Raw genomic sequence first — 12,351 nt, forward strand, 5'->3', positions numbered from 1 at the left:
ACCGCCCGACCGATCTCGAGCAACCCGCGCTTGAAGTCCTGGCCGGTCTCCGGTGGCCAGTTGAGGTCGAGGATCGCCGCGACTCGCCGTAGGCCCTCGTCCGCGCTCCGGCCATCGGCCGCGTAGCCGCCCAGGACGCGCGACCCGCCGCTCGAGACATCCGCGAGCACCGCGCGCAGGAGCTCGCTGCTTCGGGGCGGGGCTCGCTCGACCAACTCGGCGAGGGCATCCACCTCGGCTTCGTCGACGCTGCCGTCGGAGCCGGCCACGGTGGAGAACACCCACAGGGCAGCGTAGGAAAGCGTCGTCCGGTCCGAGTCGGTGAGGTTGGCCAGGGTCGTCTCGGGCATATCCATCACGCATAACCTCCGTCGGGGAGTAGACGGCCAGGCATATTCAAGAGGGCCGTGTCGGACCTCGGCGTCAACGGGGTTGGGCAGGCAGCGCCGGTCCACGGCCCTCCCTCAACGGCCCGCCGTAGCCGGGAGCCGATCGACAGGCAGCCGGTAATAGGTTGCGAATCCCCGGACGAAGAACAGGTCTCCGCCGTCGGGCGAGAAGACGACGAAGTTCTCATAGGATTCCGGGCGGTTGACTTCGTCGTCGAGTCTACGAGGCTCCGTCCACTCGCCTTCGTGCCGCCAAACCGCCCAGAGGTCGGTCGGACCGCGTCGACCCTCGGCGTCGATCTCCGAGACGTCCAGGATCATGAGGGAGCCGTCCGGGCTGGGCGTGCCGGACCAGACGTGCAGGCCTTCGCGCCAGTCGGCGAAGGGCTCGATCAGCGGATCCATCGACGACGCGCCCTCCGCCAGCGTGGCGCCGGGCGCCACGCGCATCGCGAAGGTCTGCGACCAGTCGGGGAGGGTCGTGTGGTAGTGCAGCCAGCTTGCGGAGTCGAACCACGGCCCCGCGTCGTAGTTGGCCGGCACGGAAGCTCCCAGCATGGGATGCGGAGCCCTCCATCCGTCTCCCTCGCGCGCCGAAAACCAGAGGTTGGCGTTGGGAGAGGAGGTCGTATCGCCGGGGAACGGACGATAGGAGGAGAAGACGAGCCAGCGACCGTCCGGTGACACGGCGGGGTAGAGGTCCGAAGAGCCCGGTGCACCGAGGTCGAGCAGCTCCGGGCTCCCCCAGCCGTCGTCCCCCAGGCCCGATCGGTAGATCCTGAAGTCCTCCCCCGCGTCGCCGACCTTCCGGAAGAACAGGAACTCGCGTCCATCCGGGGTGAACGTGCCTTTGTAGAGGCTCTCCCCTTGCACGCTGATGGTGCCCGGGCCGAAGACCTCCACCTCGGTGGTCGCCGACGCGCCATGCGTGGCGATGAGCGGCAGCGCGGCCCCCAGCAGAGCGGCGCGGGCGAGCCGCCGAGATCGAGCAAGAATCGTCATCGGTCTGCCGTCATCCCACCAAGTGGCCCCGCAGACGCGGGTGGTCCCGGATCGGAGCCCAGATCGGGTCCACATCGAGGAGGGCCGGGGTCATGAACGATGGGCGCGCCAGTAGCAACTCCACCAGCTCGAGAGCCGCTTCATGGTCACCCAACACCATGAACATCTGAGCCGCCTGGACGCGTAGGATCGCGCCGACCATGGCGTCGTCTTCCAACGCGACGATGGCCAACACATCTTGCGTCAGTTCAAGCGCCCGGTCGTTGTTGCCTCTGCCGGCCTCTGCCGCAGCCAGCCACGAAAGTGGCTGTCCCCGGTAACTCTCGGGCCATCCGCCTTCGGCGACCTGAGCCTCCAGCAGGATCGCCGCGGAGTCGTAGTGCTCCCTCGCTCGGGTCGCCATCCCCTGCACGCGATAGGCCTCTGCCATGCTCAGGTGATAAGCGCCGCCATAGGAGTCCGGCCCGTCGAACGTCGGCCGTTCGCGCACCACGACGTCGCTCAGGACGCGCGCAAGCGTCTGAGACGACGAAAAAAGCAAACCGTAACCGAGCACCTCCGCGCTCTCCTCCGCCCTGCGCGCCGCGAGTTCGACGTCGCCGCCTTCGCGCAGGGCGTCCACGGGCCGAATCGCCCACGGCGCCCAGTGCCCCGCGTCCAACTCGTGCGCGAGTTCCAGAAACCGGCTCGCCATCTCGTGGTCGCGGATGTGTCGCGACGTCGACGCCATGGCGTAGGTGATCTCGAAGGAGGTCGGATTGGCCTCGTACGCCCTGGTGAATACGTCCCGGGCCTCCTCCCAGCGGCCCGTTCGCCGCAGGGTCTTGCCCACCATCAGGTCGAGATCGGTGCCGATGGCGACGGGATCGATTTCGCGCGCGCGCGCGAATGCGCTAAGCGCGGCATCGAAGTCGCGGTCGTGGAAGGACAGAACTCCCTTTGTGAACCAGACCCGAGCCGGGTCGCCGCCCAGCTCCTCGGCGCGGCGCAGATGGGACCGCGCCGCCCGCGCCGCCTCATCCCTGCCCGAGTACCAGAACAGGGTCGAGTACGCCACGGCGAGTCGGAGGCGGGGCGCCGGCAAGTCCGGCTCGCTGGCCACGAGCGCGTCCAGGTCGCTCACGGCCTGCTCCACGAAGGAGGGTTTCCTCCGGTCCATGCGCGCGACGGCGCCGGCGAGTACCAGATCGGCGGTCTGCACCGTCTCGACTGCCATGTCCCCGGCGCCCGAGCGCCCATCGCCCAGCAGGAGATACCCGGACGCCGCGAGCGCCAGAATCGTTCCCGCGGCGAGGCCCCAAGGGAGGATCCACGGCCCGCGCGGCCAAGCCGCGGCATGGGCCGGGCCCTCGTCGGTTGCTTCCACGGGACAGATGAAGCGGTACCCGCGGCGCGGCAGCGTCTCGACGAAGAAGGGCTTGCTCGGGTCGTCTCCCAGCGCGGCGCGGATCCTTCGAACGCACTGGTTGATGCCCTGATCAACCTCCACGTACGGATGCGCCCACAGGTTGGCGTGGATGGCCTCGCGCGTGACGATCTCGCCCTCGGCCATGACCAACTGGAGGAGGAGCTTGAGCGGCTGCTGCGTGATCGGTACCGTCCGCCCGCTTCTCCTCAGAATCGGGCCGGCCGGGTCGAGTTCGAACGGCCCGAATCGGTACGTCATGTGAACCTCCGCGAAAACGCGCCCCCCTCGTCCCCGAGTCCCTAGGAAATACGCGTCTGCGCCAAGGAGTGCCACGCGCCGGTCCGCGCGATCCGCTGACCGACCTCGATGTCGTGCGCGACCCGCGCGGGGTGATGCTCCGGGGGCGCTGGATGTCTAGAAACCGGCTGAAGCTCGCCCTGGACGACGCTTTCGGAGGCTGAGGCGCGCCCCCGCCGGTTCGGACTCAGGTGAAATCGACGAACTCGATCGCGTCGATGTCGCCGATCTCCAGGATTACGGCTCCGTCGGGCGCCGGCTCGAACGCGTCGAAATCATCCTGCCGGGGGACGCCGCGACCGACGGAGTAGCCCGGCGCGAAGTCGGCGGCCCAGTCGATCTCCTGCGCGATGCGCGGGTCTCCGTCGGTCCAGATCACGGCGAACTGGCCGCCGGCGCCCGCCAGCGCGTCGAAGTCGGCCGCCTCGAGGAAGTCGCCGTCGCCCAACTCCGCGTCGGCGGTCACTAGGATGAAGCCGATCCCGAGCAGCCCGCCGAGCATGGCAGACGCCGGCGGCGGAGAGGCAAGCGTCAGCGAAAACGTGGTCGAAGTCTGCGGCAGCGACGCCTCCCCGTAGATCTCGAACAGCTCCGGCTGGTCGTCGCCCTTGAACCAGCCGACCACCACGCGCGCGCCCGGCGGGATTTCGAAGCCGTCCTGCAGTGTGATCGAGCCGGATACGCCGATCGACTCCCGGGGAGCAATGGGATCATCGCCACAGGCTATTACCGGCAGGAGAAGGGCGGCGAAAAGGAATCGCTGTAGAGGCATCGGAGGGCTCCCGAGGAATCGCTGACGTATCGCGCTGCGCCGCTTGCTTACCTGCCGCGGGCCGGGAGCGGTTCCCCGGGGGGCGTCAACGCAGCCCGAACGACTCCCGCTTGGGGGCGGTGATGGCGAAGCCGATGGCCGCCGGGACGAGGGGCGCCCAAAGCATGTAAGACGGGCCGCCGAGGAAGTAGATCACCAGGCCCAGGAGCGCGCCGCTCTCCGCGAGCGCCCAGGCAGACACGTGCGCGGCCGTCGCTCGCTGCGCGTCGGCGGGCGCCGACCCATCGGCGCCGGTCCGAGCGTCGGCCTGGGCGCCCCGGGCCCGTCCCGTCCCGATCACCTGCACGGCCTTGGCCGCCCCCACCGAGAGCGGGCCCCACACGGCCCAAACGAGGACGAGCATGCGCAACTGCCCGGACGGATCGGCGCCGCCTCTGACCAGGCCGAAGACGAGGGCGGCCACGACCATGCCGGAGACCATCGCGCCCAGCACCATCCACGCGCTCAGGTATTGCCGCTCGGCGCTCTGCGGTGCGCTCATGCGGCGTCGCCTAGCCGCGTCGGGACGCCACCAGGGCCACGCCCAACGCGGCCGCCGTGAGCGCCGCCAGTACGCCCAGGGCGGGAGCCGCGCCGAGGAGCTCGTGGAACGGCGTGGCGTACGCGTGATCGTGGCCGGGGTGCGCGAGGAGTCGGGCGGGTAGAGCGGCCAGCACACCCACCGTCAGAGCGGGCGGAATCAGTCTCCGAATCATCGATCGCTCGTCTTGGCGTTCGTGCGAAAGCGACGCGGGCCGACGCCCGCCTCACGGGAGTGACCCAAGCTATCACCCCCTCACGCCGACGCCAGCCCCGCGTGCCCCCGTAATTCGGCTCGCCCTGGGGGACGAGCGCGACCGGAACCGTGTTATACTTCGCGGTCATGATGTGAGCCGACCGAGCTCGGCTTACCCCGCTGCTCGTACACCTCGATCGAGATGCGACGGTTCAGCGCCCGAATCGGCCCACTGGGGTTGCTCTCGGTCCTGCTCCTCGGCTCGTGCGCGATTCCGCGCTGGCCGGTCGAGGGCGCTGTGCTCTCCCCCTACGGCCTCCGTTTCCGCGGCCTGGACCCCGACTTCCACGAGGGCGTGGACATCGACGCCCCCGCGGGCACGCCAGTCCACGCCATGAAGCCGGGCATCGTCGCGCGCGCCGGGCGGTTCAGCGGACTGGGGCTGGGCGTGTACCTGGATCACGGCGGCGGTCTGGTGACCGTGTACGGCCATCTTTCGGCGCTGGACGTGGCGCGCGGGGACACCGTGGCGCATCGGGAGGTGATCGGCCGGGTAGGCCAAACCGGCAACGCTACCAGCCCCCACCTGCACTTCGAGGTGCTGCGAAACGGCCGCGCCGTGGATCCCGTACCGCTCCTGGGAGGCCGGCCGTGACGAAGGCCGGCCCGGAGGGAAACACCGCCCCCCCCAACGGGGTCAAAGAAGGCATGGAACGGGACACCATACGGCGCGGCGACCAACTGGACAGACGCCACGACCTCTATCTGAGGCGCGGCGTACTGGCGTCCATCGTGGTGCACCTGATCCTGTTCCTGGTCTTCGGCGGACGGGGCCGCCCGCCGTCGCCGTTTTCGGCCGCCGGGCCGCGCGCCGGCGACGACCGCGCGGCGGCGGCCGGCGGCGGCGTCCAGGTGGTACAACTGCGCCCCCCCACTCCCTTCGAGATTCTGCGCCCGCCGGAGCCCATTCTGCTCCCCGAGCCGACGGTTGAGACGGTCGACTTCGAGCCCGAGGTGGAGCAGGTATCCCTCGATGAGCTCTCGGACCGGATCGGCCTGGGTGAGGCCGAGGGGCCGGAGACCGGGCAGGGCATCGAAGGGGGAGAAGGCGAGGGCGATGGAGGCACGGCGGCCGAGGGCAGATTCAGGCTGTTCCCGCCCAAGCCGCGGGGCCTCATCATCCCTCCAAGTGACCGGCCGAAGAGGGTACGCGGCAGGGAGGTGGAGGTGCGCGTGTTCGTCACCTCCACCGGAGCGGTTGTGGCCGACTCCACGCGCCTGTTCCCGCCCACCGGGGACCGCGGTTTCGACGACCGGCTGTTGCAGGACGCCGCGGACTGGGTGTTCGAGCCCGCGCAACGAGGCGGCCGGACGGTGGCCGGCTGGTTCGTCTACGAACTCTCCCTCTAGCGCTACCGTTCGAAGGCCACTCTCCCGCCGACCATCGTCAGGTCGGGCGCGGCCACCAGGATCTCTTCGGGCGGGATCGAGGACAGGTCGCGGTCCCAGATCACCAGGTCCGCGAGCATGCCCGCCTCGAGCGCGCCCTTCTCGTCCTCCTGGAACTCCCCGTAGGCGCTTCCGGCCGTATACAGCCGCACGGCCTCCTCGAAGGTCAGCCGCTGCTCCGGCAGCCAGCCACCGGCCGGTTCGCCGGGTTCCTCCCGGCTCTGGCGGGTGACGGCGCTGTAGAGTCCCTGCACCGGTTCCAGCGGCTCCACCGCGAAGTCGGTACCGAAGGCGATGCGCGCGCCGCTGTCGAGCAGGCTTCGCCACGCGTAGCCGCCCTCGACCGCGCGGTCGCGTCCGACCCGATCCTCGGCCCAGCGCAGGTCGCTCGTGGCGTGCGTCGGCTGCATGCTGGCGATCACGCCCAGCTCGGCGAAACGAGGGATGTCCGCGGCGTCTATGATCTGGGCGTGCTCGATGCGGTGGCGCAGGTCCTTGGGGCCCAGCGCCTCGCGCGCCGCCTCGATGCCGTCCAGCACCGTGCGCGTCGCGCCGTCGCCGATGGCGTGGATGGCCAACTGGAGGTCCGCCTCGTGGGCCGCGAGGATGAGCGAATCCATGCGCGCCCGGGGCGTCGTGGGAATCCCCGATGTCGACGGATCGTCGGTGAACGGCTCCAGCATCCACGCGGTGCGCGAGCCCAGGGTGCCGTCCGAGTAGCCCTTGAGGATTCCCGTCCGCAGCCACGCGTCGCCGGTCCCGGCGGTCACGCCTTCGGCGCGCAGAGCGTCCACGTTGTCCATCGTGAGCGGGACCCACGCGTACAGGCGAATCGTGAGCTCGCCGGCGTCCGCCATCCGCCGGTACAACTCTATCTCGCGGAAACTCGCGCTCGTGGTAGCGCTGGTGACTCCCGTGCGGGCAGCCAGCTCCAGCGATGCCCCCACGCCTCGCCGCAGCAGCACGTCGTCCGTGGCCGGGATGGCGCTGGCGACGAGGTCCTCGGCGTTCTCCTTGAAGATCCCGGTCGGCTCGCCGGCCTCGTCGCGCACTATCTCGCCGCCCTCGGGGTCCGGCGTGTCCGCGGTGATCCCCGCCTCGCGCAGGGCGATGGAGTTGCCCCAGCCTGTGTGCCCATCGACGCGGTTGAGGTAGACGGGGTGGTTTGGCGCGGCGCGGTCCAGCGCGTCCTTGGTGGGCCAGCCTCCCGGTCCCAGTTCGTTCGCCGGGAGCCGCGTGTGGTCCCATCCGCGGCCCTGGATCCAGGTGCCCGCCGGTTGCCCCTCGGCGGCGGCGCGCACCCGCTCTTCGATCTGCGACAGCGACGTGGTGCCGTTCAGGTCGACGCGCAGCAGCGACACTCCACCAGAAGCGAAGTGGAGGTGCGCGTCGTTGAAGCCGGGCGTCACCAGCCTGCCGTCCAGCTCGATCACCCGGGTGTCCGAGCCAATGTGCTCGGCGACATCCTCGTCCGAACCGACGGCCAGCACCCGATCGCCCGAGACCGCGATGGCGCTCGCGGTCTCGGCGTCGAGCGCCGCGGTCATGACCACGCCGCCGCGGAGCACGTAGTCGGCGCCGCCGTCGCCGGTGGCTTGCGGCGAGTCGGCGCACGCTCCGACGAGGAACACCAGGGGGGCGAGCGCCAGGCGTGAAGCGCGAGGGGTGTTTGCGAGGTTCATCGTGTGGGCCGCTGCCGTGGCAAGGTGAATCTGCTTCCGCTCCGCGAGGGGACGGGCGCGCGCGCGAGGCAACGCGTACCTTCGCGAGCGGGTCAGTGTAGGGCCGATGCACCACCGACGGGAGGGGTCAATGCTGCTTCGTAGGTACGGCAGGAACATCCAGAGCGTCGAGCCGAACTTCCAGGCCAACGCTCTCACCGAGATCGGCTTCATCAGGACCGACGGTTTTCGGGCGCAGGCCGACGACTTCGCCGACGAATGGGAGGCGATCGACGCGCGCGTCATCGCCGGCACCACCGAGGGGGACGTGAAGTCCGAGGTCGAGTCCGCGCTGCTGGCGGACCTGCTGCGCCAACTGGACGAAGTGGTCGCGGGGGCCGGCGCAGGCGCCGTGGTTCTCGTGGAAAACGCGCTCGGCCAGGACCACCCCAAGACGCGCGACTCGACCCGGACGCTGGTGGTCGATGGCGAGAACCGGCTGCGCTTCACGTATACGGTGGATCCGCCGCTGCGAGTGGGCGTGTACCGGCGCAAGGCCGGCGCGGGCTGAACCAGGCGAGCCCGCGCGGCGGCGCGGACCACGTCCACGTTCGCGGCGCGCGCAGTGGCCGGGAAGCCTGGGTGGTCCCGGAGCTGGCTGAGTGGGTCGCCGGGCTGCTCGCCACCGGGACGGTGCACGGCTTCGCCGCGGACGCCCCGGATCGAGCGCCGCTCGGCGGGCGCGGCGAGGCGTGGCGTATCCGGGCCCCTGCGCCTTCGCGCGCGCAGGCCTGGGTGGTCCGCCACTACGTGCGCGGCGGCGCGGTCGCCGGCCCTGTTCTCGGCGACCGGTACCTGCGCCTCGGCGTACCCCGTCCGCTCGCGGAACTCCGAGCGAGCGAGCGCGCCCGCGCCCGCGGTGTCCGTACGCCGAGGGTCCTGGTGGCCGCCTGGTACGCGCGCGGCCCGTTCGCGCGCGGCGACCTGGTCAGCGAGTGGATCGACGGCGCCTTCGACCTGGCCGCCCTGCTCTTCGGCGGGACGGAAGGATCCCCGACGGCGATGCCGGAAATACCGCCTCCGGACCGAGACCAGGCGCTGGCGGCGGCGGGCGGACTGGTCCGCTCGCTCACGATGGCGGGCGTCGAGCACGTCGACCTGAACGCCACCAACATCGCGCTGCGGCCGACGTCCGCCGGCCTGGAGGCGTGGGCGCTGGACCTGGACCGCGCGCTGATCCACCCCGAGCCGGTCGTGAGCGCTGGCGTGCGCATGAGAGACAGGCTGGAGCGCTCGCTGGCCAAGCTGGGGGCGGCGCCCTCCGCCCGCCCCCTGACGCCCGCGGAGCTGGCCCGTTTTCGCGACGCGGCTGGCGACCCGCGCGAGGCAGTCTCGGCCGCGACCGCGAGGAACTCCGGCTAGTGTCGGCGCTCGGGGACCGGCTCGCGCGCGGCCCGCGCCAGGTGGGCGTCCTGCTGCTCACGGCGTTGGGCGACGCGGTGCACGTGCTGCCGGTCCTGTCGGCGCTGCGCCGCGCCCGCCCTGAGTGGCGGCTGACGTGGATCATCCAGCCGGTCCCCCATCGCCTCGTCGCCCCCAATCGCCCGGCGCACGACTTTCTGGTCTTCCAGCGGCGGCGCGGCGCGTCCGCCTGGCGGTCCTACGCGGAGGCGCGCGCGCGCATGGCCGGCAGGCGCTTCGACCTCCTGATCTGCCTGCAGGTGTACCTGAAGGCGGGGCTCCTGGCGGCGGTGCTGCCCGCCGACGTGAAGCTGGGCTTCGATCGCCGGCGCGCGCGCGACGCCAACTGGCTCTTCACCCACGAGCGCATCCCGGCCCGGCCGGCCGGCCACGTGCAGGACCAGTACTTCGAGTTTCTGGAGCACCTGGGGATCGATCCGGGAACGCCCGTCTGGGGCCTGGAGGTAACGGCCGACGAGCGCTCAGCCCAGGCGGCGTTCCGGGATCGGCTGGAGGGTCGGCGCGCCTGCGGCGTCGTGGTAGCCACCAGCAAGCCCGAGAAGAACTGGGCGCCGGCGCGCTACGCTCGCCTGCTGGACATCGTGCGGCACGACCTGCGGCTGGTGCCGGTTCTGATCGGCGGACCGTCGCCGATCGAGCGCGCGGCGGCGCGCGAAATCAACGAGGCCACGTCGGCCCGGCCGATGGACATGATGGGCGACGATGTGCGCCGCCTGGTGTGGCTGAGCGATGCGTGCGACGTGGTCGTGAGCCCCGACACCGGGCCGCTCCACATCGCGCGCGCCGTAGGTACGCCCGTCGTGGGGCTCTACGGCTACACGAACCCCCTGCGCCACGGGCCCTACGGGGCCTTCCAGGACCTCGTCGTGGACGGCTACGCGCGCGAACCCGGCGAGGCGTACGTGCTCTCGGCGCGGCATCGTGCGGGCGGCATGGAGCGGGTCACGGTCGACGCGGTCGCGGCGTCGATCGAGCGCGCGCTGGAGCGATACCCGCGCGGCGGCGGGGGCGCGGACCCTGGTCCGTAGCCTGCCGCGCCGACACATTCCGGCGGCAGCCAAAAAGACTCCCTGACGGTTTTCCAGATGTCGATCTCGGTCGTCGTCACGACCTACAATCAGCCCGAGTGGCTGGCTCTGAGCCTGACAGGACTGGCCGCCCAGGGCGACCGGGACTTCAGCGTGCTCGTGGCCGACGACGGTTCGGGATCCGAGACGCGCGCTTGCATCGAGCGGGTGCGCGCGCGCACGGGGCTACCGATAGAGCACGTGTGGCACGAGGATCGTGGGTTTCGGAAGTGCGAGATCCTCAACCGCGCCATACGGGCGTCGGGGGACGACTACCTGATCTTCATCGACGGCGACTGCATCGCGCGCCGGGACTTCGTGGGCGTCCACCGCGCGCTGCGGCGGCCGCGCCGGTTTCTGTCGGGCGGGTACGTCAAGCTGGACGAGGCGGTTAGCGCCGCCATCACCGCTGATGACGTAGACGCGGGGCGGCCAACCGAGTATCGCTGGCTGCGCGCGCGCGGTGCCCGCGCTTCGCGGCGGTTGCGCAGGCTCGGGCTGCCGCGCGGCGTCGGGGCCGTCCTCGATTTTCTCACGCCCACCCGCGCCAGCTTCAACGGACACAACGCGTCGGCCTGGCGCGCTGACCTGGAGGCCGTGAACGGGTTCAACGAGGACATGGGCTACGGCGGCCTGGACCGCGAGCTGGGCGAGCGGCTGGAGAACGCCGGCGTCCGCGGTACGCAGGTGCGGCACCGGGCCGCGGTGGTCCACCTGGATCATCCGCGCGGCTACCGCGACCAAGACGTCCTGCGCCGCAACCGCGCCATCCGCGACGAGGTGGCCGCGACGGGGCGAATCTGGACGGCCGCCGGGCTGGACAGGCAATCGCAGGGCGAGCCGGTATGAGCGACCCGACCCGTCTCCCCCTCACCAACGCGATCACGCAGAAGGTGGGCGATGCCGCTATCCCCGCCGGGGGCTCGGGCCCCCCCACGGCGGTTATCTTTCGGAAGCGTTTGCTGCCCTGGTCGGAGACGTTCATCGCCCAGCAGGGGCTCGCGCTGCAACGCTACCGACCCCTGTTCACGGGATACCGATACCAGGAAGACGGCCGCAAATACATCGAAGGCGCGGATTCCATCGTCCTCCAGGACCATTCGCCGATCCCTGGCCTCGGGAAGATCACGCTAAAGGCCCTCCACCGCGTCCCTCGCGGCTGGCACCGGGCGCTCGCCGCGTACGAGCCTCGGCTGGTCCACGTCCACTTCGGCGTGAACGCTCTCGCTGCGTATCCGATCGCGCGAAGCTTCGGAGTCCCGCTCATCGTTACCTACCACGGCATGGACATCACGGTGAAGCGCGACAGCGCCCGTGGCCTGCGTCGGCGGGAGCGCGTGTTCGCCGTCGCGGATCGCATTCTGGCGGTCTCCGATTTCATCCGGGATCGGCTCCTGGAAGCGGGCGCTCCCCCGGAGAAGCTCATGCGTCACAGGATCGGCGTCGACACCACGCACTTCTCCCCGCCGAGCGAGGCCGAACGGGAACCCGCGACGATCCTCTTCGTCGGCAGGCTGGTGCCCAAGAAGGGCCTTATCCACCTGCTGCGGGCGCTGGTCGCCGTCCAAGGCGCGGTACCGGAGGCCCGGCTCCTCGTCGCGGGTGATGGTGGCCTGCGCGATGACCTGGAGGCGGCTGCCGACGAGCTGGGCGTGCGCGCGACGTTCCTCGGCGTGCAGACGCCTTTCCAGATCCGCGATCTCATGCGCACATCGACGGTGTTCGCTGCACCGAGCGTGGTGGCCCCGGACGGCAACGCGGAAGGCCTACCCATGACGATCGTGGAGGCGCAGGCGTGCGGTCTCCCGGTGGTGGGCTTTCCGTCGGGCGGCTCGGCCGAGGGGGTCCTGGAGGGGCGCACCGGCTACATGCTCGCGCCGCGCGACGAAGAAGGGCTCGCCGAGCGCCTGGTGGGGCTGCTCACCCGGCCCGATCGGCTCGGCGCAATGTCGCGCGCGGCCCGCGAGCACGCGCTGGCGTCCTTCGACCTGGGTCGGCAAACCGCCGAGCTGGAGCGCATCTACGACGAGGCGCGCGGGCTGGACCGAC

14 protein-coding genes are annotated in these 12,351 nt (G+C 70.9%); 7 read left to right on the forward strand and 7 right to left on the reverse strand.

Translation table 11 applies throughout. The features are described from left to right. The 6 genes from ABFS34_13585 to ABFS34_13610 form a co-directional block, all read right to left on the reverse strand. On the reverse strand, positions 1-359 hold a 359-nt coding region (locus tag ABFS34_13585; GenBank protein ID MEN8376472.1), incomplete at its 3' end, for a hypothetical protein. Positions 360-464: 105 nt separating this feature from the next. After that, complete coding sequence (locus ABFS34_13590) at positions 465-1,391, reverse strand: hypothetical protein (protein ID MEN8376473.1); 927 nt, start codon at positions 1,389-1,391, stop codon at positions 465-467. A 10-nt stretch (positions 1,392-1,401) separates the two neighbouring features. Continuing rightward, positions 1,402-3,057 (reverse strand): winged helix-turn-helix domain-containing protein, encoded by a 1,656-nt coding sequence (locus tag ABFS34_13595; GenBank protein ID MEN8376474.1) that lies wholly within the window; start codon positions 3,055-3,057, stop codon positions 1,402-1,404. A gap of 226 nt (positions 3,058-3,283) precedes the next feature. Beyond that, the gene (locus ABFS34_13600) at positions 3,284-3,868 is read right to left on the reverse strand and encodes a hypothetical protein (GenBank protein MEN8376475.1); all 585 of its coding nucleotides are present in this window, start codon (positions 3,866-3,868) and stop codon (positions 3,284-3,286) included. 85 nt (positions 3,869-3,953) lie between these two features. Further along, a complete protein-coding gene (locus tag ABFS34_13605) occupies positions 3,954-4,409 on the reverse strand; it encodes a hypothetical protein (protein MEN8376476.1) in 456 nt (151 codons plus the stop codon). Between the two features lie 10 nt (positions 4,410-4,419). Beyond that, on the reverse strand, positions 4,420-4,623 hold the full coding sequence (locus ABFS34_13610; protein ID MEN8376477.1) for a hypothetical protein: 204 nt from the start codon (positions 4,621-4,623) through the stop codon (positions 4,420-4,422). Between the two features lie 222 nt (positions 4,624-4,845). On the opposite strand from ABFS34_13610, the gene ABFS34_13615 reads away from it, so the two are divergent. Both ABFS34_13615 and ABFS34_13620 read left to right on the forward strand, forming a co-directional pair. Then, positions 4,846-5,298 carry a M23 family metallopeptidase gene (locus ABFS34_13615; protein ID MEN8376478.1) on the forward strand — a complete coding sequence of 151 codons (453 nt, stop codon included), beginning with the start codon at positions 4,846-4,848 and terminating at the stop codon, positions 5,296-5,298. Beyond that, on the forward strand, positions 5,295-6,053 hold the full coding sequence (locus ABFS34_13620) for a hypothetical protein (protein ID MEN8376479.1): 759 nt from the start codon (positions 5,295-5,297) through the stop codon (positions 6,051-6,053). Before ABFS34_13615 ends, ABFS34_13620 begins: the two co-directional genes overlap by 4 nt. 2 nt (positions 6,054-6,055) lie before the next feature. Here the strand turns inward: ABFS34_13620 and ABFS34_13625 are convergent, their stop codons facing one another. After that, positions 6,056-7,774, reverse strand: coding sequence for an amidohydrolase (locus ABFS34_13625; GenBank protein MEN8376480.1), 1,719 nt, complete (start codon positions 7,772-7,774; stop codon positions 6,056-6,058). Positions 7,775-7,904: 130 nt separating this feature from the next. On the opposite strand from ABFS34_13625, the gene ABFS34_13630 reads away from it, so the two are divergent. The 5 genes from ABFS34_13630 to ABFS34_13650 all read left to right on the forward strand — a co-directional run. Beyond that, positions 7,905-8,324: a hypothetical protein gene (locus ABFS34_13630; GenBank protein ID MEN8376481.1), complete on the forward strand. Its 420-nt coding sequence runs from the start codon at positions 7,905-7,907 to the stop codon at positions 8,322-8,324. Positions 8,325-8,395: 71 nt separating this feature from the next. Next, complete coding sequence (locus ABFS34_13635; protein MEN8376482.1) at positions 8,396-9,175, forward strand: lipopolysaccharide kinase InaA family protein; 780 nt, start codon at positions 8,396-8,398, stop codon at positions 9,173-9,175. Then, complete coding sequence (locus tag ABFS34_13640) at positions 9,175-10,263, forward strand: glycosyltransferase family 9 protein (protein MEN8376483.1); 1,089 nt, start codon at positions 9,175-9,177, stop codon at positions 10,261-10,263. Before ABFS34_13635 ends, ABFS34_13640 begins: the two co-directional genes overlap by 1 nt. A gap of 57 nt (positions 10,264-10,320) precedes the next feature. Further along, positions 10,321-11,151 (forward strand): glycosyltransferase family 2 protein, encoded by an 831-nt coding sequence (locus tag ABFS34_13645; protein MEN8376484.1) that lies wholly within the window; start codon positions 10,321-10,323, stop codon positions 11,149-11,151. Next, positions 11,148-12,351: glycosyltransferase (locus tag ABFS34_13650; protein MEN8376485.1), on the forward strand; the 1,204-nt coding region annotated here is incomplete at its 3' end. The genes ABFS34_13645 and ABFS34_13650, both read left to right, overlap by 4 nt.

It is taken from the genome of Gemmatimonadota bacterium (assembly GCA_039715185.1).
Classification (GTDB): Bacteria; Gemmatimonadota; Gemmatimonadetes; order Longimicrobiales; family RSA9; genus DATHRK01.

Bases quoted from the DNA above. Each gene is read 5' to 3' on its own strand.
- ABFS34_13590 (MEN8376473.1), bottom strand. From the start codon at position 1,391: ATGACGATTCTTGCTCGATCTCGGCGGCTCGCCCGCGCCGCTCTGCTG.
- ABFS34_13595 (MEN8376474.1), bottom strand. From the start codon at position 3,057: ATGACGTACCGATTCGGGCCGTTCGAACTCGACCCGGCCGGCCCGATT.
- ABFS34_13600 (MEN8376475.1), bottom strand. From the start codon at position 3,868: ATGCCTCTACAGCGATTCCTTTTCGCCGCCCTTCTCCTGCCGGTAATA.
- ABFS34_13605 (MEN8376476.1), bottom strand. From the start codon at position 4,409: ATGAGCGCACCGCAGAGCGCCGAGCGGCAATACCTGAGCGCGTGGATG.
- ABFS34_13610 (MEN8376477.1), bottom strand. From the start codon at position 4,623: ATGATTCGGAGACTGATTCCGCCCGCTCTGACGGTGGGTGTGCTGGCC.
- ABFS34_13615 (MEN8376478.1), top strand. From the start codon at position 4,846: ATGCGACGGTTCAGCGCCCGAATCGGCCCACTGGGGTTGCTCTCGGTC.
- ABFS34_13625 (MEN8376480.1), bottom strand. From the start codon at position 7,774: ATGAACCTCGCAAACACCCCTCGCGCTTCACGCCTGGCGCTCGCCCCC.
- ABFS34_13630 (MEN8376481.1), top strand. From the start codon at position 7,905: ATGCTGCTTCGTAGGTACGGCAGGAACATCCAGAGCGTCGAGCCGAAC.
- ABFS34_13645 (MEN8376484.1), top strand. From the start codon at position 10,321: ATGTCGATCTCGGTCGTCGTCACGACCTACAATCAGCCCGAGTGGCTG.